Raw genomic sequence first — 24539 nt, 5'->3', positions numbered from 1 at the left:
CGGAGTCGTTACCTCGGGGGCGGGGACCGGGGCTCAGTTGTCGAGGAAGGGGGTGGTGTCGAGGGTGGGGTACGGCGCCGAGAGGGGGAGCGGTTTGCCGAGGCTCACCTTGATGTCGGTGTCGTAGTACGCCTCGGTGGGGTCGTCGCCGGGGAGGATGGGGTCGGTGTAGCAGTGGGCCGTTTGGGAGTGGCGGTTGATCAGGACGTGGACGGGGACGCCGGCGGCGGCGTAGGTGCGGAGCTTGGGGCCGGTGTCGGTCTCGTGGTTGGTGGAGGTGACTTCGCCGACGAGGGCGAGCATGTCGATGGGGTACCAGCCCTTGTTGGCTTTGCGGTACGACTCGTCGAGTTCCGTCGGCTCGCGGCGGAGGATGTAGAAGTCGGGGATGACAAGGGCCATCGTGCTGCCGTCATTGTGGGCGGCACGGAAGCCCATGCCCATGCCCGCCAGGTCGATTCCGGCGGTGTGGAAGTGGACAGCGAGCCTGACAGCGCCATTGCTGTGCTTGAAGTCCGGCTGCGGCGGCACGATGACCGACCCCTCGACGAATTCCGGCCGAATCGGCATCGGCGACGCCTCTTCGAACGTGATCAACAAATCGATGGGGTCCACCTGCGTCATGACCGGCTCCATGATCGGTTCGGCGCTCATCCCTGGTTCTCCTCACGCTGATGCCAGGCTAAGCCCGCGCTGGGCGCCCCGGCAGAACGATGGGGCACCCCGCACGCCATCGGCGTCGGAATGCCCCATCCGTTCACTCGAACGAGTGTGCTGAACCGTTCCGCTCGCTACTTGGCCGGAGGCTCCGGCTGCTGAGGAGCTATCGGCGTCGTCGCCTTCGTCTGCGCGGAGTCCGCGTTGGAGAAGACCGAGGGGGCCGCCACCGAGGCCGTCGGGTCCGGGGTGTCCGCCGCGTCCTCCGCCGCGGTCGCGCCGCCCACGATGCGTATCTGCGCCGCGTCGAACGCCCGCTTGATCCGCCAACGCAGCTCGCGCTCCACCGACAGCGCCTTGCCCGGCATCGTCTTCGCCGAGACCCGGACGACCATGGAGTCGATCAGGACCGAGTCCAGGCCCAGCACCTCGATCGGGCCCCACAGCAGCTCGTTCCAGGGCTCTTCCTTGCTCATCTGCTCGGCGACCGCGTCCAGCGTGTCCTTGACCTTGTCCAGGTCCTCGCTCGACCGCACCGTCACGTCGACCCCGGCCGTCGCCCAGCCCTGCGAGAGGTTGCCTATCCGCTTGACCTCGCCGTTGCGCACGTACCAGATCTCGCCGTCCGAGCCGCGCAGCTTGGTCACGCGCAGCCCGACCTCGATCACCTCGCCGGTGGCCACGCCCGCGTCGATCACGTCACCGACGCCGTACTGGTCCTCCAGGATCATGAACACGCCGGACAGGAAGTCCGTGACCAGGTTGCGCGCGCCGAAACCGATCGCCACGCCGGCGACACCGGCCGACGCCAGCAGCGGCGCCAGGTTGATCTTGAAGGTCGACAGCACCATCAGCGCCGCCGTACCCATGATCAGGAAGCTCGCCACCGAGCGGAGCACGGAACCGATCGCCGCCGACCGCTGCCGGCGCCGCTCGGTGTTCACCAGCAGCCCGCCCAGCGCGGTGCCGTCCACGGCCTGCGCGGTCCGGGCCATCCGGTCGATCAGCTTGGTGATCGCCCGCCGCACCACCGCTCTGAGCGCGACCGCGATCACGACGATCAGCAGGATCTGCAGCCCCATCGCGAGCCAGGTCGACCAGTTCTGCTCGACCCAGCTCGCCGCGTTCGTCGCGCTCTCCTGGGCATCCTGGAGAGAGGGGACGGCCGGTGCCGTCGACCCGGAAGGGGCGGGGGACGGCGACGCACCGGCGGCCAGGAGGACGACGGGCAAGGACGACACGGCAGGTACCTCCAGGTGCTGCGAGTTCCGTACCGGCGGGGCGGTCAGGTGTTCCAGGGACTTTCAAGGTCACGGAAAGGTCACCGGACGGACTGACCACCACACTAACGGGGCATTGTGTGTGCCCCGCGCGATTACGCCAAGGAGGGCCGCGGGGGAGACGGGGCTCACCCTGGCTTGAACAGGCCATGATCCGGGGGATGTATCCGGTGTGGTCGAAAACACTCCCAGCCCGTTACCGGGACATGGTGGCGCGTTCACCAGGCATGAGGGGAGACTGACCTCAGATCGTCCCGGCGCGAGCCACGCGCCGCCGACGCCCAAGGAGGCACCCGTGCCGCATGTCCTGGTCCTCAACGCGTCGTACGAGCCGCTCGGCGTCGTACCGCTCCGCCGCGCGCTCATCCTCGTCCTGGAGAACAAGGCCGTCTCCTTGGAGGAATCCGGCGCCTATATGCACAGCGCGACCGTCACAGTCCCCGCACCCAGCGTGGTCCGGCTCAAGCGATTCGTACGGGTTCCCTACCGGGGGCCCGTTCCTCTCACCCGCCGCGCGCTCTTCGCCCGCGACGGGGGCCGGTGCATGTACTGCGGTGGCGTCGCAACCAGCGTCGACCACGTCATCCCGCGCAGCCGCGGGGGCAAGCACGTCTGGGACAACGTGGTGGCGTCCTGCCGCCGCTGCAACCACGTCAAGGCCGACCGCCACCTCGTGGAGCTGGGCTGGCGCCTGCGCCACAAGCCGGCCCCGCCGACGGGCCTGGCCTGGCGCATCATCGGCACGGGCCATAGGGACCCGCGCTGGTTGCCCTACTTGCAGCCGTACGGCGCGGACGACGCCCTGGCCCGGATCGACGGCATCTCCGCCTGACGGTCCGGGCTTCTGCGTACGTTGCCGGGCCGCATGCCGTCGGCATGCGGCCCGGGGGAGGCGTGCCCCACTCGGCCGAACCAGCTGACTGCACGATCACGAGCCGCCCGCCGGGCACGTCCGTCAGGCACGTCAGCAGTGCCCACACCGTCTTGCCCACCCCGGACCGTGGCCCCACGCCCCAGTCGTCCGTCAGTGTCTCGACGAGTGCCGGCCCGCGCCCGAACTGATCCTCGCCGGTCGCGTCGCGCGGGCACGGCAGCCGCTCGCCGCGTGGGCCGCATGTCTACTGTGCGGGTGGAGAACGCGGGCGAGAGCGCGGAACACGGCGCCTTCCTCGACCGTACGGCCCGGCTCAGCCTCGCCCAGCACGACTCCGCCCAACTGATCGACAACATCTGCCGGGAGTTCTGACTCGTGCCCGAGTTCGACTTCCTGACGTCCAGCTGCAGCAACACCGGAGGGAACTGCGTCGAAGCCGCCCGCAACCTCCCCCGCACCGTCGCCGTCCGCGACTCCAAGACCCCCGACGGCCCGATACTCCGCCTCGCCCCGCAGACCTGGACGGAGTTCACCGCGTCGCTCCGCTGAGTCGAATGTGACGAATGGCATGTTGTTCCCTGCCGTACGTCTGCCGTCGCGCTCACGGGGTAGGGCTGCGGTAACCCACAAGGTCGCCGTACCCGAAAGGAGGCCCCCGTGTCCGTCTTCTGCGCGGAGAGCGCCTGCACCCAGGCCCCGCTGACCAGCGAGCCGCCCCTGCCCGACGCCGAACCCCTGACCAGTGAGCCGCCGCTCGCCGAGACCGCCCCGCTGACCAGTGAGTCCGACGCCTTCGGTACGGGGGTGTAGGTGACCGCGGCGCTTGCGGACACGGACCTGTCCCGGCTCGCCGAGCTGCACGGGGTCGCCACCTCCTACCGCCCCGCCCCGGACCGTACGGTCGCCGTGCCCGCTTCCGCCGTGGTCGCCGCCCTGACCGCCCTGGGCGTCGACGCGGCCGGCCAGGGCGCCGTCCGCGCCGCGCTCGCCGCCCGGGAACGCGAGCTGCGCGAGCGCCTGCTGCCGCCGACCGTCGTGCGCTGGGCCGGTGATCCGAGGGAGCCCGCCGCTCTCGCCGCGCTGCCTCCCGGCACCCGGCTCACCGTCACCACGGAGGGCGCGACGGAGGACCGGGAGTGGGACGCGAGCGGGGAACTGCCGCTGGGAGTGCACCGGTTGACCGCCGTCGCGCCCGGCGGGCGGACCGGCCGCGCCCACCTCGTCGTCGCCCCCGACCGGCTGCCCGCCCCGGCCGGCCGCTCCCACGGCCTGCTCGTCCAGCTGTACTCGCTGCTCTCGCGCCGCTCCTGGGGCATGGGCGACCTCGGTGACCTCGCCGAGCTGGCCGGCTGGGCCGGGCGCACCGCAGGCGCCGGATTCGTGCAGGTCAACCCGTTGCACTCGGCCGTACCCGGCGCCCCGACCGATCCTTCGCCGTACCGCCCGTCCTCCCGCCGCTTCCCGGACCCGGTCCATCTGCGGATCGAGGACGTACCCGAGTACGCGTACGCCGAGGAGGCCGAGGGCCGGGAACGGCTGGCGGTGCTGCGGGAGCGGGCGGCCCGGCTGCGCGCCGACGTCCTCGACAAGGGCGGGCTCATCGACCGGGACGCCGTGTGGGAGCTGAAGCGCGAGGCCCTGGAGACCGTCCTCGCCGTACCGCTCGGGCCGGGGCGGCAGGCGGCGTACGACGCCTTCCGCGCCGCCCACGGCCGGGCCCTCACCGACCACGCCACCTGGTACGCCCTCGCCGAGACCCACGGCGCCGACTGGCACGGCTGGCCCGAGGAACTGCGCGACCCCCGCTCGGCCGCCACCGCCCGGGCCCGCGCCGAACTCGCCGACCGCGTCGAGTTCCACACCCGCCTCGCCTGGCTCACCGACGGCCAGCTGCGCGCCGCCCAGCGGGTCGCGGGGGAGGCCGGGATGTCCGTCGGGATCGTGCACGACCTCGCCGTGGGCGTGCATCCGCAGGGCGCCGACGCCTGGGCGCAGCAGGACGTGTTCGCCGCCGGCATGTCCGTCGGCGCCCCGCCCGACGCCTTCAACGCCCGCGGCCAGGACTGGGGCCTGCCGCCCTGGCGCCCCGACCGGCTCGCCGCCTGCGGCCACGCCCCGTACCGCGAGCTGCTGCGCGCCCTCTTCCGCTACGCCGGCGCCCTGCGCATCGACCACGTCATGGGCCTGTTCCGGCTGTGGTGGGTGCCCCGGGGCAGCGCGCCCACGGAGGGCACGTACGTCCGCTACGACGCCGACGCCATGCTCGCGATCCTCGCCCTGGAGGCCGGCCGCGCCGGGGCGGTCGTCATCGGCGAGGACCTGGGCACCGTCGAGCCGGGCGTGCGCGAGGCGCTCCAGCGGCGCGGGGTGCTCGGCACCTCGGTCCTGTGGTTCGAACGGGACTGGGAGGGCGACGGCCGCCCGCTGCCCCCCGAGCGCTGGCGCGCCGACTGCCTGGCCACCGCCACCACCCACGACCTGCCGCCCACCGCCGCCCGGCTCACCGGCGACCACGTCGGCCTGCGCGACCGCCTCGGCCTCCTCACCCGCCCGGCGGCCGAGGAGCGCGCCGAGGCCGACGCCGACACCGCCGAGTGGCTCGCCCTGCTCGGCAGCCTGGACCTCCTGGACCGGCCGGGCGCCGGACCGCCCGGTTCCGACGAGGAGGAGGAGATCCGCGCCGTCCACCGCTTCCTGCTGCGCACCCCCGCCCGGCTGATCGGCGTCTGGCTCCCGGACGGCATCGGCGACCGCCGCCCCCAGAACCTGCCGGGCACCTGGGACCAGTACCCGAACTGGCGGCTGCCGATCGCGGACCGCGACGGCCACCCCCTGCCACTGGAGGAACTGACGGCCGCGCCCCGACTGCGGGCGTTACTCGATGTATTCACACAGGTCAGGCGCGGGTGAACGGCGCGTACGGGACCCCGGACGCGCGCCGTCACGGGTGATTCGCTAACTTGAGAACGTGGACAAGAAGAACGCCCTGCGCGCCGGCGCCCTGGCCTCCGGTACGACGCTGATGATGCTGCTCATGTCGTCCCCCGCGCTCGCGCTGACCCGCGACGACGGTGACGACCCCGGCAAGGGCCTGAGCGTCGTCCAGACGCTGGGCCTCTACGTGCTGATCCCGCTGGCCCTGTTCGCCGTCATCGCCGGCCTGGTGATGGCGCTCGACAAGTCCAAGATCCGGACCGTCAAGCCGTCGTCGGACACCGCTGCGAAGTCCGGGGCCGACGCCAAGGCCTGACCGCACACCGGTTCTTCCGCCGGGGGCGCCCGTCTTCCCGCCGTACGCGCGCATCGCCGTGTCCGGGTGGGGGCGGCGCCCCCGGCGTTTTTGTCGCCGCAAACTCCTCGGCGCTCAGCCACGCGGCAGCAGGAGGCGGGAGAGGGCGGCCGTGCAGAGGAGGAGCGCGGCGACGGCGAGGAGGCCGACGCGCATGCCGGGGAGGGAGAAGTCGCCGCCGGGGCCGGAGAGCAGGCTGCCGAAGAGGGCGACGGCGAGCGCACCGCCGGTCTGGCGGAAGGAGTTGAGCAGCCCCGACGCCGTCCCCGCGCGCTCCCGGGGCACCGCGTCCATCAGCAGCGCGGTCAGCGCGGGCACCGCGAGCGCCCCGCCGATGCTCAGCGGCAGCAGCAGGACCAGGACCAGCCACACCGGGGTGTGCACGGCCAGCGGCAGCATGGCCAGCATCGCCGCGCTGAAGACCAGCTGACCGGTGACGATCACCGGACGCCGCCCGATCCGCTCCGCCATGCGCGGCGAGACCAGGTTGGTCGCCGTCACCACCGCCGACATCGGGACGAACATCAGCCCGGCCGCCGTTCCCGACATCCCGCGCAACTGCTGGTAGTACAGCCCGAGCAGGAAGATCCCGCCGTAGAAGGCGGCGTTGACGGCGAAACCGACCGCGAGCGGGACGGCCACCCGGCGGTTCCTCAGCATGCCGAGCGGGACCATGGGCTGGCGGTGTCGGGTCTCTGTCGCGTAGAAGGCGTAACCGGAGACGACGGCGAGCGCGGCGGCGGCCAGGACGGGGCCGCTGGTCCAGCCCCGGTGGCCGCCCTCGATCACCGCGAAGGCCAGCCCGGCCAGGGCCAGTACGGCGGTGAGCTGCCCGCCGCCGTCCAGCGCGGCGGGCCGGCGCGGGGAGCGCGGCACCCGGACCAGCAGGCCCAGGATCACCGCGCCCACCGGGAGGTTGAGCAGGAACACCGCCCGCCAGCCTGCCGAGTCGGTGAGCAGCCCGCCCAGCACCGGGCCCGCGGCCATCGCCACCGAGCCGCCGACCGTCCACAGCGCGATGGCGCGGGCGCGCGCCCGGACGTCGTCGTACGCCTGCCGGATCAGCGCCAGCGAGGCCGGCATCACGACCGCGGCGGCGGCGCCCTGCGCCACGCGCGCGCCGACGAGCGCGCCGATGCCGGGCGCGAGCGCGCAGCCGAGCGAGGCGAGGGTGAACAGGGCGACGCCCCAGGCATAGGCGCGGCGGGCGCCGGTGCGGTCGGCGAGGGCGCCGGCGGAGAGCATCAGGGCCGCGAACATCAGGGTGTACGCGTCCACCACCCACTGCAGCCCGGCCATCCCGCCGCTGAAGGAGTGCCGGATCGCGGGCAGGGCGATGTTCACGGCCGAGACGTCGATGGTGATCACGGTGAACCCGAGCAGCGAGGCGACCAGCGCGAGACCGCTCCTGCGGGGCGCGGCGGGGGCACCGCCCGGTGGCGCGGCGGGCGCGGCTGGTCGGGCCCGGTCCGGCCGGCGTCGCCGGACCGTGAGCGCCGATGCCTCGGGGGCGGGCCCGTGAGCGGTGGCGGTGGACCGGGACGGGGTGGTGGTCACAGTGACTCCCTTTGATCTACGGGTGGTTGACGGCTCGTCAGTGGTGACGGGGGCGGGCGGCGGCGCCCGCCGGGGCCGCGGTCCGGTGTCGTGCACCCCCTGGGCCCCGGCGGCCGGGCCGCCCGCTCCGGGTCCAACTGTGGCTGCGCGCACGGCCGTCCGGCAGACCGCGTCGTGCCGGGGGTGCCGCGTTCCAGGCCCTGACACGGCCCCCCACGTTCCCGGCCCGCCTGCGACAATGGCCGGATGGCAGCAGCATCAGCGGACACCCGGGGCACTGAGCTGGGCAGGTATCTGAAGGCCCGCAGGGCGCAGGTACGCCCGGAGGAGGTCGGCCTTCCGGCCGGCGCGGGCGTGCGCCGCACTCCCGGACTGCGCCGGGAGGAGCTGGCCGCCCTGGCCGGGGTGAGCGTCGACTACTACATCCGCCTGGAGCGCGGCCGGGAGACCAACCCTTCGCCCGCCGTCGTGGACGCCCTCGGCCGCGCTCTGCGGCTGCGCGGCGACGGTTACGAGCGCCTGCACGAGCTCGCGGAGCTGGCCGCGGGCCGGGTCTCGGAGCTGCCCGTCTGCTCGGACCACACCGTCCGCGACTCGGTACTGCGCATGCTGGAATCGGTGCGCCCGCTGCCGGCCTACGTCGTGAGCCGCTACAACCGCGTACTGGCCGCGAACCCGCCCGGCCGGCGGCTGCTGCCCGGGCTCTGGGACTGGCCGGAGGACCAGCGCAACCTGACCCGCTACCTCTTCCTCCACCCCGTCGGCCGGACGCTCTACGAGCCGTGGGAGGAAACCGTCGCCCTGTCGGTGGCGCACCTGCGGGCGGTCGCCGGGGCCGACCCGGACGATCCCGAGCTGACCGCGCTGGTCGGCGAACTGGTGCTGAAGTCACCTGAGTTCGCAGGGCTGTGGGAACGGTACGACGTCTGCGAACGCGGCGGCGGACAGAAGACCTTCCGGCATCCGAAGGCCGGCCCGATGACCCTGACGTATGAGGTCATGCGACTGGCCCGGACGGGCGGCCAGCGGATGGTGGTCTACCAGGCAGCCCCCGGCAGCCCGGACGAGCAGGCCATGTTCGGCCTGGACTGCGCGGCCGCTCGACCGGTGGCGTTGCCGGAGCCGGAGGCGGAGGCGGAGCCGGTGCTCTCGGGGCGTCGGCCGGAGGCGGCCGCCGAGCCGTGTCCCGCCTGCGCGCAGACCCCGGCCCACGCCTGATCGAGGCCCGCCGGGCCCTGTTCAGGGGTTCGGCGCCGTCAGATACCGCTGCACGGTCGGCCCGAGCCACGCCAGCAGCTCCGCGTGGGTCAGCTCGACGGCCGGCGGCAGGCGCAGGACGTAGCGGGTGAAGGCCAGCCCGAGCAACTGCGCGGCGCACAGCGCGGCCCGCGCCGCGAACTGCTCGGGGTCGGGGCACGCCTGGCGGGCCACCGGCAGCAGCTGTTCCCGGAAGATGGTCTGCATCCGTTCGGCGCCGGCCTGATTGGTGGCGCCGACCCTGAGGACCGCTGTCAGTTCCTCGTTCTTCTCCCACAGGTCGAGGAAGTGGCCGACCAGTGTCCTGCCCACCTCGTCATGCGGCACTTGCCCCAGGTCGGGCAGCCGCAGATTCAGCGTGACGGCCGCCGCGAACAGCCCCTCCTTGCTGCCGAAGTACCGCATCACCATCGACGGGTCGATCCGCGCGTCCTTGGCGATGGCCCGGATGGTGGCCCGCTCGTAGCCGTCGGTGGCGAACCGCTCGCGGGCGGCGTCGAGGATGGCGGACCGCGTGGCGTCGGAGCGCCGCGCAGGGCCGCCCGTGGCCTGCGTCGCGTCCTGATTCTTCTGTGCGCTGCCGTTCATAACAACGAGCGTAGGCCAACACTCGTAGGCCAACAAGTGTTGACGCGCTCCGCGGCACGGTCCTACCGTTGCCCACAAGTGTTGGCCTACAGATGTTGGCCAACAGGCGTTGTCGCCCAAGGAGGCCACCATGAACGGCACCACTGGACACGTCGTCATCGTCGGCTCCGGCCCCACCGGGCTGCTGCTCGCCGGTGATCTCGCCGCCGCCGGCGTCCCGGTCACCGTCCTCGAAAAGCGCCCCCACAAGATCAGCAACCTCTCCCGCGCCTTCGTCCTGCACGCCCGCACCCTCGAACAGTTCGACGCCCGCGGGCTGGCCGACGGCCTGGAGGCCATCGGCCGGCCCCTCGACCACCTCCTCGCCTTCGGCCGGCTCGACCTCGACCTCGGCGTCCTCCCCTCCCGCTTCCGGCACCTCCTCGTCCTTCCGCAGTACGAGATCGAGAAGGTCCTGGCGGAGCGGGCCGTCGAGGCGGGGGCGGAGTTCCGGTACGACACCGAGGTGACCGGGCTCGCCCAGGACGCGGACGGGGTCACCGTCGAGGTGCGCGGGCCCGACGGACGCACCGAGACGCTCCGGGCCGCGTACGTCGTCGGCGCCGACGGGATGCGCAGTGCCGTACGGCAGGCGGTCGGGCTGCCGTTCCCGGGCAAGTCGGTGCTCCGGTCCGTCGTCCTCGCCGACGTCCGGCTCGCCGAGGAGCCGCCAACCCTGCTCACGGTGCACGCCGTGGGCGACGCCTTCGCCTTCCTCGCGCCCTTCGGCGACGGCTACTACCGGGTGATCGGCTGGCACCGCGGCCGCGACCTCCCCGACCACGAGCCCGTCGACCTGGCCGAGGTCAAGGAGATCACCCGGCTCGCCCTCGGCCGGGACTTCGGGATGCACGACGCCCGCTGGATGTCCCGCTTCCACAGCGACGAACGGCAGGCGCCCGCCTACCGGGTGGGCCGGGTCTTCCTGGCCGGCGACGCCGCGCACGTGCACACCCCGGCCGGCGGCCAGGGCATGAACACCGGGCTCCAGGACGCGGCCAACCTGAGCTGGAAGCTGGCCGCGGTCGTCGCCGGGCACGCGGACCCCGCGCTGCTCGACACCTACCAGGCCGAACGGCACCCGGTCGGCAGGGCGGTGCTGCGCAGCAGCGGCGGGATCATCCGCCTGGCGATGGCCAAGCGCCCCTGGACGCGCGCAGCGCGCTCCGCGCTCACCCTGTTCCTGAACACCGTGGGCCCCGCCCGGCGCGCCCTCGCCGCCCAGGTCACCGGCATCGGCTACCGCTACCCCGCACCCCGCGGCGCCCACCGCCTCACCGGCACCCGGGTCCCGGACGTCGCCCTGGCCGGCGGCGGCCGCCTCTACGAGGCCCTGCGCGGCGGCCGGTTCGTCCTGATCACCCCGGAGCCCGGCGCGGCGGACCCGGACCGCACCGGCCGGCTCACCGTGGCCCACTGGGCGAGCGACCGCCGTACGACCGTGCTGGTGCGCCCCGACGGCTACGCGGCCTGGGCGGCGGACGGCGCCGACCCGGAGCGCACACGGGCTGCGGTCGCCGCGTACCTCGGCGGCCAGCCGGCCGGCGGCCCTCGTCAACCGTTCAGTTCTGCTGAAAAGAACGGTCGTAAAGTTTCGATGGACCTGACAGGTCGCTCCTTGCGACGGTAGCGGCACGGACCCGCTGCCGCCTCGCCGAAAGGACCCCCGTGACCGCCGTCCTCCCCCGGACCGCCACCACCCCCACGACCCCCACGACCTCCCCCTCCACCTCCACCGCCCCCGGCCTCGTCTGCGCGGCCCTCGCGACGGTCGTCTGGTCCGGCAGCTTCGTGACCTCCCGCGGTCTGCACGACAGCGTCCCGCCGATCCAGCACGCCTTCTGGCGCTGGGTGATCGCCCTGCTCGCCGTGGCACCGTTCGGCGCCCGGCAGGCCTGGCGCGGGCGGGCCCTGTTCCGCCGCCACGCCCGCTACGTGCTCCTCACCTCGCTGCTCGGCGTGGCGGTCTACAACACCCTCGTCAACCAGGCCGGACTGACCACCCCGGCTGCCACGATGGGCATGATCATGGCCGCCTCGCCGGTGCTCATGGCGGTCTTCGAACGGCTGGGCGGTGTACGGCTCGGCGCGCGGCGCGCCACCGGGCTGCTGATCGCCTGCGCGGGCGTGGCCCTGCTCGTGGGCGGCGCCGCGCGGTTCTCGGCGGGCGACCTGTGGATGATCGCGGCCGCCTGCTGCTTCGCGGGCTACAGCGCGCTGCTGCGTCGCAAGCCTGCCGAACTCGGCGGCACCGCCTTCCTGTTCAGCACGTTCGTCATCGGCGCCCTCCTGCTCCTGCCCGCCCAGGCGGCGAGCGTGGCCGTCCAGGGCAGCTTCACCCCGACCCCCGGCACGGTCCTGCCGCTCCTCTACGTGGGCGTGGCCTCCTCGGCCGTGGCCTTCTTCGCCTGGAACAAGGCCATCACCCTGATCGGCCCGACCCGCGCGGGCATCGTCTACTACCTTCAGCCGATCTGCGTGGCCCTGCTCTCCTGGGTGCTGCTCGGCGAGACGACCGGATGGCCGCAGCTGCTGTCGATGGCGCTGATCCTGGGCGGAGTCGTCCTGGGCGCAGGCTCCCGGAGGTGACGGCGGCGCCGGATGCCGTGCACCGAGGTGCGCCGCGGGGCGGCGTGTAGCGTGCGCGCATGGTCGAGTGGGACATCCGTAAGCTGCAGATCCTGCGTGCCCTGCGGGAGCGCGGGACGGTGACCGCGGCGGCCGAGGCCCTGCACATGACCCCCTCCGCGGTCTCCCAGCAACTGACCAATCTCGCCCGGCAGCTCGGTGTGCCCCTGCTGGAGGCGCGGGGCCGCCGGGTGCGGCTCACCGACGGGGCCCGGCTGGTGCTGGCGCAGACGGAGCCGGTCTTCGAGCAACTGGAGCGTGCCGAGGCGGCGTTGGCGGCGTACGCCGAGGGGGAGGCGGGGGAGGTCCGGGTGGGCGCCTTCGCCACCTCGGTGCCCGCCCTGGTCGTACCGGCCGTAAGAGCCCTGCGGGACACCCACCCCGGGGTGAGCGTCCGCGTGCGGGAGGCGGAGGCGGCCGAGGCCTACGACCTGCTGACCGCCGGCGACGTCGACCTCGCCCTGTCCCTGGCGGCCGAGGCCCCGAGCGCGGCCGACCCCCGCCTCACCCAAGTCCCGCTGCTGGCCGACCCGTTGGACGTGGCCCTGCCCCCCGATCACCCCCTGGCGTCGGCCCCCGCCCCGACCCTGACCGACCTGTCCGCCGAACCGTGGATCTTCGGCGGCAGCGGCCCCTGGTCGGACATCACCCGCCGGGCCTGCGAAGCGGCCGGCTTCAGCCCCCACCAGGGCCACTCCGCCTCCGGCTGGACCGCGATCCTCGCCATGGTCGAGGCGGGCATGGGCGTGGCGCTGGTCCCCCGGATGGCCGCGGGCCGGCGGGACGGGGTGGTGCTGCGGGACCTCGGCCCGGACGGTCCGGTCCGGCACGTCACGGCGGCGGTCCGCAGGGGCGGCGAGTCGGGGCGGGCGGTGAGCCGCGTACTGGAGGCCCTGAAAGGCGCGGTGGCGGCGGGCGGGCTCTGACGGCTGCCGTCGCCGCGGCGCCGCCCGACGCGAAGGCCCCGCACCGGTCACGGTACGAGGCCTTCTGCATCCACTCGGAGACCCACACATACGGTTCACCGACGGCCGGACGGACTGTCAGCGATCGCAGTCGGTACCCATGTCGGTGTCCTGCCCGCCGGGGCTTCCCTCGCCGTTGAGCAGGTTGCCGGCCAGCCCGTTGAGGATGCCCACCTCACCCAGAATGTCGAGATTCTGGTTGTGTGTTCGGCATCCACCGCCACCGTGCATCTGCACCGCGGGCTGGGCAAGGGCGGGACCGGCACCCATCACACCGACACCGGTGATGACGGCGGCCGCAACGGCGAGCTTGGATATCAGGCGCATTTCTGCCTCCTCGGGCTGAATGGAGCGCACCATCAGAAGATCCACATTGCGCTCATCTCGGAGGCTAGGCCGCCGTCCGCCGCGGCGCTCATCGGGGACGCCATTCGGGGCCCGGCCATTCGGGGCCCCGAAACCCGATCAGGGCGCGCGTGATCGGTCACCGGCCCCGCCGCACCTCGTACAGAAAGCAGCCGTACTCCACCGCCCGCACATGCACCAGCGCCACCTCCGGATCGGCGAAGGCCTCCGCGAGGGCGTCCGGGAAGTCCGCGGTCACCAGGCGGCCGCCGAGGATGCGGCCCTCGCGGGAGTAGCGGCGCAGCACGCGGGGGGCGTTGGCGAAGGGCAGCTCGGCGGAGTCGGCCGGGCCCGCGCAGTCCTCGGCGTGGACGAAGACCGGGCCCTGTTCGTCGTAGGCGCCGGGGCGGGCGCCGGTCCCGGCCGCCCAGCGGCGCAGCGGGGCGTACGAGACCAGGGCGATCCGCTCGCCGGGGGCGCTCCTGCGCAGGCAGCAGCGCAGCGGGGCGCCGCCCTCGGCGTCGGTGTAAGGGACCGCGGGGCGGCCCGCGTCGTCGGTGACCCGCAGGGACCGCAGGACCTCGGGGGTGATCGGACGTGCCGTGTGTGCCGTTGTCGTCGTCATGCCCCAAGCGTCCGTTCCGGCCGCCGTGGTCACCGGCGGGATGCGGACATCGCGTTCCGTGTGGATCCCATGGAAGGATGACGCAACCGACACATAACGAGGAGATGACCGCGTGCCTGGCACAAACCTGACTCGCGAAGAGGCGCAAGCGCGGGCCGAGCTGCTCACCGTTGACTCGTACGAGATCGATCTCGACCTCTCCGGCGCGCAGGAGGGCGGCACCTACCGGTCCGTGACCATGGTGCGCTTCGACGTCGCCCGCGGTGGTGCCGAGTCCTTCATCGACCTGGTGGCGCCCACCGTCCACGAGGTGACCCTGAACGGTGACCCGCTCGACCCCGCCGAGGTCTTCGCGGACTCGCGGATCGCGCTGCCGGGGCTGCTGGAGGGCCGCAACTGGCTCCGCGTGGTCGCCGACTGCGCGTACACCAACACCGGCGAGGGGCTCCACCGCTTCGTCGACCCCGTCGACGAGCAGGCGTACCTCTACACCCAGTTCGAGGTGCCGGACGCCCGCCGGGTCTTCGCCTCCTTCGAGCAGCCGGACCTGAAGGCGGCCTTCCAGTTCACCGTGCGGGCGCCCGAGGGCTGGACGGTCGTCTCGAACTCGCCGACGCCCGAGCCGAAGGGCAACGTCTGGATCTTCGAGCCGACCCCGCGCATCTCGTCGTACATCACCGCGCTGATCGTCGGCCCGTACCACTCCGTGCACAGCGTGTACGAGAAGGACGGCCGGTCCGTGCCGCTCGGCATCTACTGCCGTCCCTCGCTCGCCGAGTTCCTCGACTCGGACGCCGTCTTCGAGGTGACCCGGCAGGGCTTCGACTGGTTCCAGGAGAAGTTCGACTGCGCGTACCCCTTCGCCAAGTACGACCAGCTGTTCGTGCCGGAGTTCAACGCGGGCGCGATGGAGAACGCCGGTGCCGTCACCATCCGCGACCAGTACGTCTTCCGGTCCAAGGTGACCGACGCGGCGTACGAGATGCGGGCCGAGACGATCCTGCACGAACTGGCCCACATGTGGTTCGGCGACCTCGTCACCATGGAGTGGTGGAACGACCTGTGGCTGAACGAGTCGTTCGCCACCTACACCTCCATCGCCTGCCAGGCCGCCGCCCCCGGCTCGCGCTGGCCGCACTCGTGGACCACGTTCGCCAACTCCATGAAGACCTGGGCGTACCGGCAGGACCAACTGCCGTCCACGCACCCGATCATGGCGGACATCCGCGACCTGGACGACGTGCTCGTCAACTTCGACGGCATCACGTACGCCAAGGGCGCGAGCGTGCTGAAGCAGCTCGTCGCGTACGTCGGCGAGGACGAGTTCTTCAAGGGCGTGCAGGCCTACTTCAAGCGCCACGCGTTCGGCAACACGCGCCTGTCCGACCTGCTCGGCGCCCTGGAGGAGACCTCCGGCCGGGACCTGAAGACCTGGTCGAAGAAGTGGCTGGAGACGGCGGGCATCAACGTCCTGCGCCCGGAGATCGCCACCGACGCCGACGGTGTCATCACCTCCTTCGCGGTGCGCCAGGAGGCCCCGGCGCTGCCCGCCGGCGCCAAGGGCGAGCCGGTCCTGCGCCCGCACCGCATCGCGATCGGCCTCTACGACCTCGACGCCGCGAGCGGCAAGCTCGTGCGCACCGAGCGCGTCGAGCTGGACGTCGACGGCGAGCTGACGGCCGTACCGCAGCTGAGCGGCACGCGCCGCCCGGCGGTCGTGCTGCTCAACGACGACGACCTGTCGTACGCCAAGGTCCGCCTGGACGAGGAGTCGCTGGCGTTCGTCACCGAGCACCTCGGCGACTTCGACGCCTCCCTGCCGCGCGCGCTGTGCTGGGCGTCGGCCTGGGACATGACGCGGGACGCGGAACTGCCCGCCCGCGACTACCTGTCCCTCGTTCTGTCGGGCATCGGCAAGGAGTCCGACATCGGCGTCGTGCAGTCGCTGCACCGCCAGGTCAAGCTCGCCATCGACCTGTACGCCGACCCGGCCGCCCGCGAGCCCCTGCTGACCCGCTGGACCGACGCGACCCTGGCCCACCTGCGCGCGGCCGAGCCCGCGAGCGACCACCAGCTGGCCTGGGCCCGTGCCTTCGCGGCGACGGCCCGCACGCCGGAGCAGCTGGACCTGCTGGAGAGTCTGCTGGAGGGCACCCACACCATCGAGGGCCTTGCCGTGGACACCGAGCTGCGCTGGGCGTTCGTGCAGCGGCTCGCCGCGGTCGGCCGTTTCGACGAGGCGGAGATCGCGGCGGAGTACGAGCGGGACCGGACCGCGGCCGGTGAGCGGCACGCGGCGACGGCCCGCGCCGCCCGCCCGACGCCGGAGGCGAAGGCGGAGGCCTGGGCTTCGGTCGTCGACTCCGACAAGCTGCCGAACGCCGTGCAGGAGGCCGTCATCGGCGGCTTCGTGCAGACCGACCAGCGCGAGCTGCTGGCGCCGTACACGGACCGGTACTTCGAGGTTCTGAAGGGCGTCTGGGACTCCCGCTCGCACGAGATCGCCCAGCAGATCGCCATCGGCCTGTACCCGTCGGTCCAGGTCAGCGAACAGACCCTGGCCAAGACGGACACCTGGCTCTCCGCGGCCGAGCCGAACGCGGCCCTGCGCCGCCTCGTCTCCGAGTCCCGCTCGGGCGTCGAGCGTGCCCTGAAGGCCCAGGCGGCGGACGCGGCGGCGGGCAAGTAGTACACCTGGTAAACCGAGTGAGGGCGCCCGGCCCCTGTGCCGGGCGCCTTCGCGTCATCCCGGGGTCAGCGATCCTCGCGCACCGAGACCATTGCCCTCAGCACCCGCGCGAACGCGCGGACCGTCTCCGTCTCCGCGTCCCGGTGCCAGACCAGGCCCAGCTCGGAGTCGGGCAGGCCGTCCACGGGGACGTAGGCGATGTCGTCGCGGTGGTGGTGGGCGGCGGTGGGACGGCAGAGCAGCAGCGCGCCGCGGCCGGCGGCGGCCAGGGAGAGGGCCTCCTGCAGGGTGGTGGCGGCGGGGCCGGGCAGTGGGCCGGGCGCGCGGGCGGCGCGCCAGTAGGCGGGAGCCGGTGACGCAGCGCCGATCAGTGGCTCGGTCGTGAGGTCCGCCGCGGCGATCCGGTCCCGGGCGGCGAAGCGGTGGTGCCGGGAGACGGCCAGTGTGTGGCGTTGGCGGGAGAAGACCGGGCCGAGGACCAGGTCGGGTTCCTCGACCGGCAGGAGCACCACCGCCGCGTCCACCGCACCGCGCCGCAGCGCTCCGAACGGATCCGCGTACGGGACCTCCACCAGGTCGACGCCGCGGGCCGGGTCCGCCGCCTCGAAGGCCGCGACCGCCGCCAGCAACTGCGCGTAGGCCGTGCCCTGGAAGCCCAGCCGCAGCGGTCCGGCCCCGCCCCGGGCCACCGCCCGGGCGTCCGCGACCGCCGCGTGCAGATCGTCGTACGCCGGACGCAGCCGCTCCAGGAAGCGTTCGCCGAGCGGGGTCAGGGCCACCCGGCGGCTGGAGCGGTGCACCAGCCGGGCGCCGACCCGGCGTTCGAGCGCGGCCAGCAACTGGCTCACCCGGCTCTGCGAGACGAACAGCCGCTCACCGGCCCGGCCGAAGTGCAGCTCCTCGGCGAGCACGAGAAAGCACTCCAACTCCCGCATTTCCAGCCCGGACACGCAGCCTCCCCGGCATCGATCACTCCCGCTCATGCAAGGGTGAGGACTTCGCCGTTGTTCCCGGACCGGGCTCGTAAAAGGCTCTCGGGCATGGCTTCCACGCAGCTCACCGCATCCAGCACCGGTTCCTGGACGGGCGTGTGCACGCTCGCCGCCGCCACCTTCGGCGTCGTCACCACGGAGATGCTCCCGGTAGGACTGCTCACCTCGCTCGCCCGCACGCTGCACGTCTCCGTCGGCACCGCAGGCCTCACCCTCACTCTGCCCGGCCTCGTCGCCGCCGTCGCCGCCCCGCTGCTGCCGGTCGCCGTGCGCCGCGCCGACCGGCGTACGGTGCTGTGCGCGCTGCTGCTCCTGCTCGCCGCCGCCAACCTGCTCGCGGCGCTCGCCCCCGCCTTCCCCGTGCTGCTCGCCGCCCGGCTGCTGGTCGGGGTGTGCATCGGCGGCGTGTGGGCGGTGGCCGCGGGGCTCGGCGCACGGCTGGTGCCGGGGCCGGGTGCCGGGCGGGCCACCGCCGTCGTGTTCAGCGGGATCGCGGTCGCCTCGGTGTTCGGGGTGCCCGCGGGGACCCTGCTCGGGGCGGTGGCGGGCTGGCGGTGGGCGTTCGCGGCGATGGCCGGTCTCGCGCTGGTGGTGGCGGCCCGGCTGGCCGCCGTCCTGCCGCCGCTGCCCGCCGAGGACGCCGTCCGCCTCGGCGTGTTCCCCCGGCTGCTGCGCGTCGCGCGGGTCAGGTGGCTGCTGGTCACCGTCGTGCTGCTGGTCACCGGGCACTTCGCCGCCTACACCTACGTCCGCCCCGTGCTGCAGCGGACGCCGGGCACCGGACCGGGCCTGGTCAGCGCTCTGCTGCTGGGCTACGGACTCGCGGGCGTCGCCGGGAACTTCGCGGGCGGTGCGCTCGCGGCCCGCGATCCGCGTCGTGCGCTGCGGCTGATCTCCGGCGCCCTCGGCGCCGTCGTCCTGTTCCTGGTTCCGGCCGCCGCCTCCACGGCCGCGTCGGGTGCGCTGCTCCTGCTGTGGGGACTGGCCTACGGCGGTGTGTCCGTGTCCGCGCAGCGTGCCCTGTCGGCGGCCGTACCCGAGGCCCCGGAGGCGGTGTCCGCCCTGTTCGCCGGGGTGTTCAACGCCGCCATCGCGTTGGGCGCGTTCGCGGGCGGGCGACTCGCGGACGGGCCGGGGCCGACCGCCGTCCTGGTCACGGGTGCCGTCCTCGCGGGGCTGGCGGCCCTCGCACCGGCCGGGCGGACGGCAGGGGCGGCCACGCGTGCGTGACCGCCCCTGTGCCGTGCCGGGTGCCTTACTCGGCGGACAGCTCCGCCGCCACCAGTTCCGCGATCTGGACCGCGTTCAGCGCGGCGCCCTTGCGGAGGTTGTCGTTGGAGATGAACAGAGCGAGGCCGTTGTCCGCCGTCTCGTCGCGGCGGATGCGGCCGACGTACGACGGGTCCTGGCCGGCCGCCTGGAGCGGGGTCGGGATGTCGGAGAGGGCGACGCCCGGGGCCGCGGCGAGCAGCTCGGTCGCGCGCTCCGGCGGGAGCGGGCGGGCGAAGCGGGCGTTGACCTGGAGGGAGTGGCCGGAGAAGACCGGGACACGGACACAGGTGCCGGAGACCTTCAGGTCCGGGATCTCCAGGATCTTGCGGGACTCGTTGCGCAGCTTCTGCTCCTCGTCGGTCTCGTTCAGACCGTCCTCGACGAGGTTGCCGGCGAAGGGGAGCACGTTGAAGGCGATGGTGCGCTTGTAGACGTTCGGCTCGGGGAAGTCGACCGCCGCACCGTCGTGGGTGAGCTTGTCGGCGTCGGCCGCGACCTTCTGCACCTGGCCGTGCAGTTCGGCGACGCCCGCGAGGCCCGAGCCGGACACCGCCTGGTAGGTGGCGACGACGAGGGCCTGGAGGCCGGCCTCCTCGTGCAGCGGCTTCAGGACCGGCATCGCGGCCATCGTGGTGCAGTTCGGGTTGGCGATGATGCCCTTGGGGCGGTCGGCGACCGCATGCGGGTTCACCTCGGAGACGACCAGCGGGACCTCGGGGTCCTTGCGCCAGGCCGAGGAGTTGTCGATCACGACGGCGCCCTGGGAGGCGACCTTCTCGGCCAGCGCCTTGGAGGTCGCGCCGCCCGCGGAGAAGAGCACGATGTCCAGGCCGGTGTAGTCGGCGCTCGCCGCGTCCTCCACCGTCACGCCGTCCAGCACGGTCCCCGCCGAGCGGGCCGAGGCGAACAGGCGCAGCTGCGTGACCGGGAAGTTCCGCTCCACGAGGATCCTGCGCATGACCGTGCCGACCTGACCGGTGGCTCCGACGATTCCGACCCTCACGGCGACTCCCTCTAGGTGTTCTCTGCGTGTACGCGGCTTTTCCATCATGCGGCCGACCCCGGTCCGCCTGTCCAATTCTTTGCGTGTCATGCCCGAGTGCTGGGACACCGGAGCGCGACGGACGGTTGCGGAACTCCCGCCGCACCCCTTCCGAGCTGGAGAAATTCACCCAACGGCACCCCTTCGCCGCAAGCCGTGCAGCTCCGTGCGCCGGTGTGACGTACGCCTCGACGCGCATTCCGGAAACCCGGTCGAACGTTTCCGTGCGCAGCGGCGTCGTAGAGGAAACGCGGTGAGGGGGGTGGCCGGTGCTGCGCGGAAAGGCCCGCCGTGTCCACGGGGACGATCAGGGCGATCCTCTGGACGCGGCCCAGGAACGCCGGGTGCGGGCGGTGCTCGCGCTCGGCGGGGTGCCGCAGTCGGATCTGCCGGACGGGGTGCAGCAGGTCCGGCTGCGGCTGCTGGAGCGGACCGCGAGCGGTCAGGAAGCGCCGCGGGACGTGTCGGCGTGGGCGGCGGTCGTCGCCTCCCGGCTCGCCATGGACTGGCACCGGGCCAGGCGGCGCCAGGACCGGCTGGGCGAGCGGCTGGCCGCGCTGCGCGGACCCGCGTATCCCTCCGGCGAGGAGACCAGCCTGCTCTCCCTCGCCGTGGCCCGGGGCCTCGACGAACTGCCCGCCGCCCAGCGGCAGGTGCTCGTGCTGCGCTTCTTCGCCGACCTGCCCGTGCGCGACATCGCCGGGGAACTGGGCATTCCGGAGGGCACGGTCAAGAGCAGGCTGCACACGGCGGTCCGCGCCCTGCGCGACCGGCTGCACGAGGACTACGGGAACCGCGGGGACGGGGTGGTGTGAGATGACCGCCGAGCACGGGGGTACGCCGGGCGCGGCCGGCGGCGGGAGCGGCCGGGAGGCCGGGAGCGGCCGGGAGTACGACGGCATGGACGCGTTGATGGCCGCCGTCACCGGGGAGCCGCTGCCGGAGGAGGCCCGCCGGGATCCCGTCTTCGTCGCCGAGCACCGCGCGGCCGAGGCCGACGTGGCCGTACTGAGGGAGCAACTCGCCTGGCTGGGCGAGGCGTTGGTCGGAGAGGCGGAGGGAGAAGGGGAGGGGGGAAGGGCGGCCGTCGCGCGTCCGGTAGGCCCGGTACATCCGGTACATCCGGTACATCCCGTACGGCCGGTGCGGTCGCCGCGCCTCGCCCGGCCTGCCCGCCCCGGCCGCCGCCGGGCGCTGCGCCTCGTGCTCGGCTCGCTCGCCGGTGCCGCGGCCTTCGCGCTGGTCGCCGGCTTCGGCTGGCTGGTGACGCACGGCAGCGGTGCGGCCGGCGGCGCGAGTACGGCTTCCGACGCCAAGAGCGGCCCGGTCCGAGGGGCGGACCAGGGCCGGCCGGCCGACCCGGGGCGCGAACTCGCCTGCTCCCGGCTGGTGGTGGAGGGCACCGTGGCCCGGGTGACGCCGGAGAAGGCATCCTCCTGGAAGCGGGTCACGCTCACCGTGACCCGCTCCTACAAGCCCGCCCACGGCCCGGCCGAGGTCGCCTTCCTGCTGGACGGCGGCGCGCGGCCGGCCCCGCGCGCGGGGCAGCAGGTGCTCGTCACGGTCCTCGCGGGCGAGGGGAGCGCGCACCTGTGGGCCGTCGGAGACGCCCGCGTGGCCGTCGACCGGGCCTGGATCACCGCGTCGCTGCCCGCCTCGCGGCACCTCACCTGCCCGTCGGGCGAGCCCTCCCGAGCGGGGCGGTAGCGGGACGGCAGTGGGGCCGGTGGCGGGACGGTACGGCGCCGACGAGGGTGGGTCAGCCCTCCTTCGAGCGCGCGTAGTGCCGGGACGCCTTCGCGCGGTTGCCGCACGCGGCCATCGAGCACCAGCGGCGGGTGCCGTTCCGGGACGTGTCGAAGAAGTGCAGGATGCAGCTGCCGCCGGCGCACGTGCGGATCCGCTCCGGGGCCCGGGTGAGCAGCTCCAGGTAGTTGCGGGCGGCGAGCCAGGCCGGGCCCCACGCCGGGTCGGCGAACTCGGGCTCCTCGGCGGGGCCCTCGGCGGTCAGCCGGGCCCGGATCCGGCCGTGTGCGAGGACGGCGTCCACGAGCGGCGCCGCCTGCCCCGGCGAGCCGTGCACGGCGGCCGTGAGCGCCTCGCGGGCCTCGCGCAGATGGCGCAGCGCGGCCGCGTCGGCCGGGTACGCGCCGGCCAGCCCGTTGCTCGCGAGCCACACCGCGAGTCCCTCGGGGGCGTCGAGCAGGTCCTGGGTCTCGCCCTCCCGGTTCCACCGGGTGTTGAGCAGGTCGAGGGCGAGGGGCTCGCCGGTGAGCGGGCGGGGATCGGGGACGGCGGGCATCGGACTCTCCTTCTCCTCTAACCGCTCAATCGTACGTGACCGGTTGACGTGCGTGCATCTAACCTTCTAACGTGAATGACGAAGGTTAGCCATCTCGGCGACCCGAACTCGAAGGAGAACAGTCATGGCGCCCCGCCTCGCGCACGCCGGCCTGAACGTCACCGACCTCGACCGCTCCCTCGCCCTCTACCGCGACCTCCTCGGCTTCGCCGTGCTCGCCGAGGGCAAGGAGGACGGCCGGCGCTGGGCGCTGCTGGGGGAGAGCGGCGGCCCTCCGCTCGTCACCCTCTGGCAGCAGGCGCAGGGGTCGTACGACAGCGGCCGGCCCGGGCTGCACCACCTGGCCCTCAGCGTGGACACGATCGACCAGGTCCGCGCCTACGAGGCCGCGCTGCGGGCCGCCGGAGCCGACTTCGCGCACGAGGGCGTCGTCGCCCACCGGGAGGGCGGCGCCTCGGGCGGGATCTTCTTCCACGACCCGGACGGCATCCGCGTGGAGATCGCCGCACCGCTCGGCCCCGAGGGCGCCCCCGCCCCGTACGAGGCCGCTCCGACCTGCGGTTTCTTCTAGTCATGGGTGCCTATCACGCGGGCTCGCTGGCCGTGCAGGAGCTGCTGGGCGTCCGCGACCGCGCCGACCACGTCGGCCGCTCCCTCGGCCAGGACATCAAGCCGGTCGCGGCGGCCTTCCTGGAGCTCCAGCCCCTGCTCGTCGTCGGCGCGGCGGACCCGGGGACGGGGCGGGTGTGGACGGCGGCGCTGACGGGGACGCCGGGCTTCGTCCGGGCGACGGGTCCCCGGCAGATGTCGGTCGTCACCCCGCAGGACCCGCCCCCGGCGGGCCGCCCGGACCCGCCACTCGCCTCGGCCCTGCGCACCCCCGGCACCCGCGTCGGCACGATCGCCCTCGACCCCCGCACCCGCCGCCGCATGCGCCTGAACGGCCGGCTGCGGCCCACGGCGCGGGGCTTCGCCGTCGAGGCGGACCAGGTCTTCTCGAACTGCCCCAAGTACATCCAGCGCAGGCAGTCGTACGAGACGGTCACCGGCCGCGCGCCCGGCACCCCGCGGCTCCTCGCCGAACTGGCCGAGGAGCAGCGGGAGTTCGTCCGGCGGGCCGACACCTTCTTCCTCGCCACCGTGCACGACGGCGGCGCCGACGTCAGTCACCGCGGCGGCAACCCCGGCTTCGTCCGGGTCGTCTCACCGCGCGAACTCAGCTGGCCCGACTACGCCGGCAACGCCATGTTCCTCACCCTCGGCAACCTGCGCACCGACCCCCGCGCCGGGCTGCTCTTCCTCGACTGGACCACCGGCGACACCCTCCAGCTCACCGGCGAGGCGCACACCGCGTTCACGGCCGACGGAGGGCGCAGCGTCCGCTTCACCCTCACGGAAGCCCGGTGGACCCCGGGCGCCCTGCCGCTGCGCTGGTCCGCCCCCGAGTATTCACCGGCGAATCCGGACATCACGCGCTAACGTCCGCGCATGCGACGGAACTTGAGGGTGGCGGCCTACGCCGTGTGCGTCCGCGACGGACAGCTCCTGCTCGCCCGCTCGCCGGGCCCCGACGGCAGGCCCGAGTGGGTGCTGCCCGGCGGCGGCATGGAACACGGCGAGGATCCGTACGACACCGTCCGCCGTGAGGTCACCGAGGAGACCGGCTACCGGATCCGGGTCACCGAACTCCTCGGCGTCGACTCCCTCCGGCTGGTCGGCCGTCGGCGCGTCGGCCGGCGCACGGACCACCACGGACTCCGGATCGTCTACGCCGGCGAGGTCACCGGCGGCGAACTCCGCTACGAGGTCGGCGGATCCACCGACCTCGCCGCCTGGCAGCCCCTGGACGCCGTACCCGGACTCAACCGCGTACCCCTCGTCGACATCGCCCTCGGGCTGTGGCGCGAGCGCCCGCCCCACGGACGCCCCGAGACAGGGCCCCTGCCCCGGCAGATGAACGAGGAGTGACCGGCCCCCGGCCGTGCGCGAACCGCTCCCCGTCCACTCCATGGCCGCGGACAGGACCCGTGATCCACGTACGGTGATCGGCGCCGCGCGTTGCCGCCGTGTTCACGCACAGGCCATTCCCGGTGCCAAGCATCCAGTGCGAGCGGGGCGTTCGCGCCTGCGACGGCCCG

General features: G+C 73.6%; 26 protein-coding genes. 17 read left to right on the top strand and 9 right to left on the bottom strand.

Annotated elements, in window-relative coordinates:
- Window positions 1-33: 33 nt before the first annotated feature.
- Together AC4OXY_RS20125 and AC4OXY_RS20120 are read right to left on the bottom strand one after the other, a co-directional pair.
- The gene (locus AC4OXY_RS20125) at window positions 34-654 is read right to left on the bottom strand and encodes a Uma2 family endonuclease (protein ID WP_491994361.1); all 621 of its coding nucleotides are present in this window, start codon (window positions 652-654) and stop codon (window positions 34-36) included.
- Between the two features lie 137 nt (window positions 655-791).
- Complete coding sequence (locus tag AC4OXY_RS20120; RefSeq protein ID WP_356022891.1) at window positions 792-1898, bottom strand: mechanosensitive ion channel family protein; 1107 nt, start codon at window positions 1896-1898, stop codon at window positions 792-794.
- A gap of 334 nt (window positions 1899-2232) precedes the next feature.
- On the opposite strand from AC4OXY_RS20120, the gene AC4OXY_RS20115 reads away from it, so the two are divergent.
- The 6 genes from AC4OXY_RS20115 to AC4OXY_RS20090 all read left to right on the top strand — a co-directional run bounded on the left by AC4OXY_RS20115 (window position 2233) and on the right by AC4OXY_RS20090 (window position 6061).
- Window positions 2233-2769 (top strand): HNH endonuclease, encoded by a 537-nt coding sequence (locus tag AC4OXY_RS20115; RefSeq protein WP_071377809.1) that lies wholly within the window; start codon window positions 2233-2235, stop codon window positions 2767-2769.
- Between the two features lie 282 nt (window positions 2770-3051).
- Window positions 3052-3183, top strand: a complete 132-nt coding sequence (locus AC4OXY_RS20110) for a hypothetical protein (protein ID WP_491994360.1) — start codon at window positions 3052-3054, stop codon at window positions 3181-3183.
- Between the two features lie 3 nt (window positions 3184-3186).
- Window positions 3187-3360 carry a DUF397 domain-containing protein gene (locus AC4OXY_RS20105; RefSeq protein ID WP_491994359.1) on the top strand — a complete coding sequence of 58 codons (174 nt, stop codon included), beginning with the start codon at window positions 3187-3189 and terminating at the stop codon, window positions 3358-3360.
- A 108-nt stretch (window positions 3361-3468) separates the two neighbouring features.
- Window positions 3469-3621, top strand: a complete 153-nt coding sequence (locus tag AC4OXY_RS20100; protein WP_356022886.1) for a hypothetical protein — start codon at window positions 3469-3471, stop codon at window positions 3619-3621.
- Window positions 3622-5721: a 4-alpha-glucanotransferase gene (malQ, locus tag AC4OXY_RS20095; RefSeq protein WP_491994358.1), complete on the top strand. Its 2100-nt coding sequence runs from the start codon at window positions 3622-3624 to the stop codon at window positions 5719-5721.
- A gap of 58 nt (window positions 5722-5779) precedes the next feature.
- On the top strand, window positions 5780-6061 hold the full coding sequence (locus tag AC4OXY_RS20090; RefSeq protein ID WP_356022881.1) for a hypothetical protein: 282 nt from the start codon (window positions 5780-5782) through the stop codon (window positions 6059-6061).
- A 114-nt stretch (window positions 6062-6175) separates the two neighbouring features.
- Here the strand turns inward: AC4OXY_RS20090 and AC4OXY_RS20085 are convergent, their stop codons facing one another.
- The gene (locus tag AC4OXY_RS20085) at window positions 6176-7657 is read right to left on the bottom strand and encodes an MFS transporter (RefSeq protein ID WP_491994357.1); all 1482 of its coding nucleotides are present in this window, start codon (window positions 7655-7657) and stop codon (window positions 6176-6178) included.
- A 246-nt stretch (window positions 7658-7903) separates the two neighbouring features.
- On the opposite strand from AC4OXY_RS20085, the gene AC4OXY_RS20080 reads away from it, so the two are divergent.
- Entirely contained in the window at window positions 7904-8875 is a 972-nt protein-coding gene (locus AC4OXY_RS20080; protein ID WP_491994356.1) for a helix-turn-helix domain-containing protein, read from the top strand.
- A gap of 21 nt (window positions 8876-8896) precedes the next feature.
- Here AC4OXY_RS20080 and AC4OXY_RS20075 read toward each other — a convergent pair whose 3' ends face one another.
- Window positions 8897-9502 carry a TetR/AcrR family transcriptional regulator gene (locus tag AC4OXY_RS20075; RefSeq protein ID WP_491994355.1) on the bottom strand — a complete coding sequence of 202 codons (606 nt, stop codon included), beginning with the start codon at window positions 9500-9502 and terminating at the stop codon, window positions 8897-8899.
- A gap of 130 nt (window positions 9503-9632) precedes the next feature.
- Between AC4OXY_RS20075 and AC4OXY_RS20070 the strand changes: the two genes are divergently transcribed.
- The 3 genes from AC4OXY_RS20070 to AC4OXY_RS20060 are packed head-to-tail and all read left to right on the top strand — an operon-like array spanning window position 9633 to window position 13095.
- Window positions 9633-11171 (top strand): FAD-dependent monooxygenase, encoded by a 1539-nt coding sequence (locus tag AC4OXY_RS20070; protein ID WP_402063142.1) that lies wholly within the window; start codon window positions 9633-9635, stop codon window positions 11169-11171.
- Between the two features lie 38 nt (window positions 11172-11209).
- On the top strand, window positions 11210-12130 hold the full coding sequence (locus tag AC4OXY_RS20065) for a DMT family transporter (RefSeq protein WP_491994354.1): 921 nt from the start codon (window positions 11210-11212) through the stop codon (window positions 12128-12130).
- Between the two features lie 59 nt (window positions 12131-12189).
- Window positions 12190-13095, top strand: a complete 906-nt coding sequence (locus AC4OXY_RS20060) for a LysR family transcriptional regulator (RefSeq protein ID WP_356022871.1) — start codon at window positions 12190-12192, stop codon at window positions 13093-13095.
- 117 nt (window positions 13096-13212) lie between these two features.
- Here the strand turns inward: AC4OXY_RS20060 and AC4OXY_RS20055 are convergent, their stop codons facing one another.
- Both AC4OXY_RS20055 and AC4OXY_RS20050 read right to left on the bottom strand, forming a co-directional pair.
- Window positions 13213-13506, bottom strand: coding sequence for a hypothetical protein (locus AC4OXY_RS20055; RefSeq protein WP_376285600.1), 294 nt, complete (start codon window positions 13504-13506; stop codon window positions 13213-13215).
- Between the two features lie 112 nt (window positions 13507-13618).
- Window positions 13619-14104 (bottom strand): DUF1203 domain-containing protein, encoded by a 486-nt coding sequence (locus AC4OXY_RS20050; RefSeq protein WP_491994353.1) that lies wholly within the window; start codon window positions 14102-14104, stop codon window positions 13619-13621.
- Window positions 14105-14216: 112 nt separating this feature from the next.
- Here AC4OXY_RS20050 and pepN point away from each other — a divergent pair, with 112 nt between their 5' ends.
- Complete coding sequence (gene pepN / locus AC4OXY_RS20045) at window positions 14217-16793, top strand: aminopeptidase N (RefSeq protein ID WP_491994352.1); 2577 nt, start codon at window positions 14217-14219, stop codon at window positions 16791-16793.
- A 65-nt stretch (window positions 16794-16858) separates the two neighbouring features.
- Here the strand turns inward: pepN and AC4OXY_RS20040 are convergent, their stop codons facing one another.
- Window positions 16859-17776, bottom strand: coding sequence for a LysR family transcriptional regulator (locus AC4OXY_RS20040; protein ID WP_376285592.1), 918 nt, complete (start codon window positions 17774-17776; stop codon window positions 16859-16861).
- 57 nt (window positions 17777-17833) lie between these two features.
- Between AC4OXY_RS20040 and AC4OXY_RS20035 the strand changes: the two genes are divergently transcribed.
- Window positions 17834-19015 (top strand): MFS transporter, encoded by a 1182-nt coding sequence (locus AC4OXY_RS20035; protein ID WP_356022859.1) that lies wholly within the window; start codon window positions 17834-17836, stop codon window positions 19013-19015.
- 25 nt (window positions 19016-19040) lie between these two features.
- On the opposite strand, the gene AC4OXY_RS20030 is transcribed toward AC4OXY_RS20035, so the two are convergent.
- Window positions 19041-20060 (bottom strand): aspartate-semialdehyde dehydrogenase, encoded by a 1020-nt coding sequence (locus tag AC4OXY_RS20030; RefSeq protein ID WP_356022857.1) that lies wholly within the window; start codon window positions 20058-20060, stop codon window positions 19041-19043.
- Between the two features lie 308 nt (window positions 20061-20368).
- Between AC4OXY_RS20030 and AC4OXY_RS20025 the strand changes: the two genes are divergently transcribed.
- Both AC4OXY_RS20025 and AC4OXY_RS20020 read left to right on the top strand, forming a co-directional pair.
- Window positions 20369-20914 (top strand): RNA polymerase sigma factor, encoded by a 546-nt coding sequence (locus AC4OXY_RS20025; RefSeq protein ID WP_491994351.1) that lies wholly within the window; start codon window positions 20369-20371, stop codon window positions 20912-20914.
- A 1-nt stretch (window position 20915) separates the two neighbouring features.
- Window positions 20916-21806 carry a hypothetical protein gene (locus AC4OXY_RS20020; RefSeq protein ID WP_491994350.1) on the top strand — a complete coding sequence of 297 codons (891 nt, stop codon included), beginning with the start codon at window positions 20916-20918 and terminating at the stop codon, window positions 21804-21806.
- Between the two features lie 52 nt (window positions 21807-21858).
- Here the strand turns inward: AC4OXY_RS20020 and AC4OXY_RS20015 are convergent, their stop codons facing one another.
- Window positions 21859-22401, bottom strand: a complete 543-nt coding sequence (locus tag AC4OXY_RS20015) for a CGNR zinc finger domain-containing protein (protein WP_491994349.1) — start codon at window positions 22399-22401, stop codon at window positions 21859-21861.
- 124 nt (window positions 22402-22525) lie between these two features.
- Between AC4OXY_RS20015 and AC4OXY_RS20010 the strand changes: the two genes are divergently transcribed.
- From AC4OXY_RS20010 to AC4OXY_RS20000, 3 genes are read left to right on the top strand one after another with little or no spacing between them, the layout of a single operon-like run.
- Window positions 22526-22972, top strand: coding sequence for a VOC family protein (locus tag AC4OXY_RS20010; RefSeq protein ID WP_356022847.1), 447 nt, complete (start codon window positions 22526-22528; stop codon window positions 22970-22972).
- Window positions 22973-22974: 2 nt separating this feature from the next.
- Window positions 22975-23880: a pyridoxamine 5'-phosphate oxidase family protein gene (locus AC4OXY_RS20005; RefSeq protein ID WP_491994348.1), complete on the top strand. Its 906-nt coding sequence runs from the start codon at window positions 22975-22977 to the stop codon at window positions 23878-23880.
- A gap of 9 nt (window positions 23881-23889) precedes the next feature.
- Window positions 23890-24369 carry an NUDIX hydrolase gene (locus AC4OXY_RS20000; protein WP_356022843.1) on the top strand — a complete coding sequence of 160 codons (480 nt, stop codon included), beginning with the start codon at window positions 23890-23892 and terminating at the stop codon, window positions 24367-24369.
- Window positions 24370-24539: the final 170 nt, after the last annotated feature.

It is taken from the genome of Streptomyces sp. HUAS MG56 (assembly GCF_058673395.1).
The sequence above is the reverse complement of the archived record's forward strand: the minus strand, read 5'-3'. Positions and strand labels throughout refer to the sequence as shown.

Excerpts from the sequence above, each read along its gene's own strand:
- AC4OXY_RS20000 (WP_356022843.1), top strand. The coding sequence starts at position 23,890 with ATGCGACGGAACTTGAGGGTGGCGGCCTACGCCGTGTGCGTCCGCGAC.
- AC4OXY_RS20080 (WP_491994356.1), top strand. The coding sequence starts at position 7,904 with ATGGCAGCAGCATCAGCGGACACCCGGGGCACTGAGCTGGGCAGGTAT.
- AC4OXY_RS20015 (WP_491994349.1), bottom strand. The coding sequence starts at position 22,401 with ATGCCCGCCGTCCCCGATCCCCGCCCGCTCACCGGCGAGCCCCTCGCC.
- AC4OXY_RS20070 (WP_402063142.1), top strand. The coding sequence starts at position 9,633 with ATGAACGGCACCACTGGACACGTCGTCATCGTCGGCTCCGGCCCCACC.
- AC4OXY_RS20035 (WP_356022859.1), top strand. The coding sequence starts at position 17,834 with ATGGCTTCCACGCAGCTCACCGCATCCAGCACCGGTTCCTGGACGGGC.
- AC4OXY_RS20020 (WP_491994350.1), top strand. The coding sequence starts at position 20,916 with ATGACCGCCGAGCACGGGGGTACGCCGGGCGCGGCCGGCGGCGGGAGC.
- AC4OXY_RS20050 (WP_491994353.1), bottom strand. The coding sequence starts at position 14,104 with ATGACGACGACAACGGCACACACGGCACGTCCGATCACCCCCGAGGTC.
- AC4OXY_RS20010 (WP_356022847.1), top strand. The coding sequence starts at position 22,526 with ATGGCGCCCCGCCTCGCGCACGCCGGCCTGAACGTCACCGACCTCGAC.
- AC4OXY_RS20075 (WP_491994355.1), bottom strand. The coding sequence starts at position 9,502 with ATGAACGGCAGCGCACAGAAGAATCAGGACGCGACGCAGGCCACGGGC.
- AC4OXY_RS20005 (WP_491994348.1), top strand. The coding sequence starts at position 22,975 with ATGGGTGCCTATCACGCGGGCTCGCTGGCCGTGCAGGAGCTGCTGGGC.
- AC4OXY_RS20125 (WP_491994361.1), bottom strand. The coding sequence starts at position 654 with ATGAGCGCCGAACCGATCATGGAGCCGGTCATGACGCAGGTGGACCCC.
- AC4OXY_RS20060 (WP_356022871.1), top strand. The coding sequence starts at position 12,190 with ATGGTCGAGTGGGACATCCGTAAGCTGCAGATCCTGCGTGCCCTGCGG.
- AC4OXY_RS20040 (WP_376285592.1), bottom strand. The coding sequence starts at position 17,776 with ATGAGCGGGAGTGATCGATGCCGGGGAGGCTGCGTGTCCGGGCTGGAA.
- AC4OXY_RS20110 (WP_491994360.1), top strand. The coding sequence starts at position 3,052 with ATGTCTACTGTGCGGGTGGAGAACGCGGGCGAGAGCGCGGAACACGGC.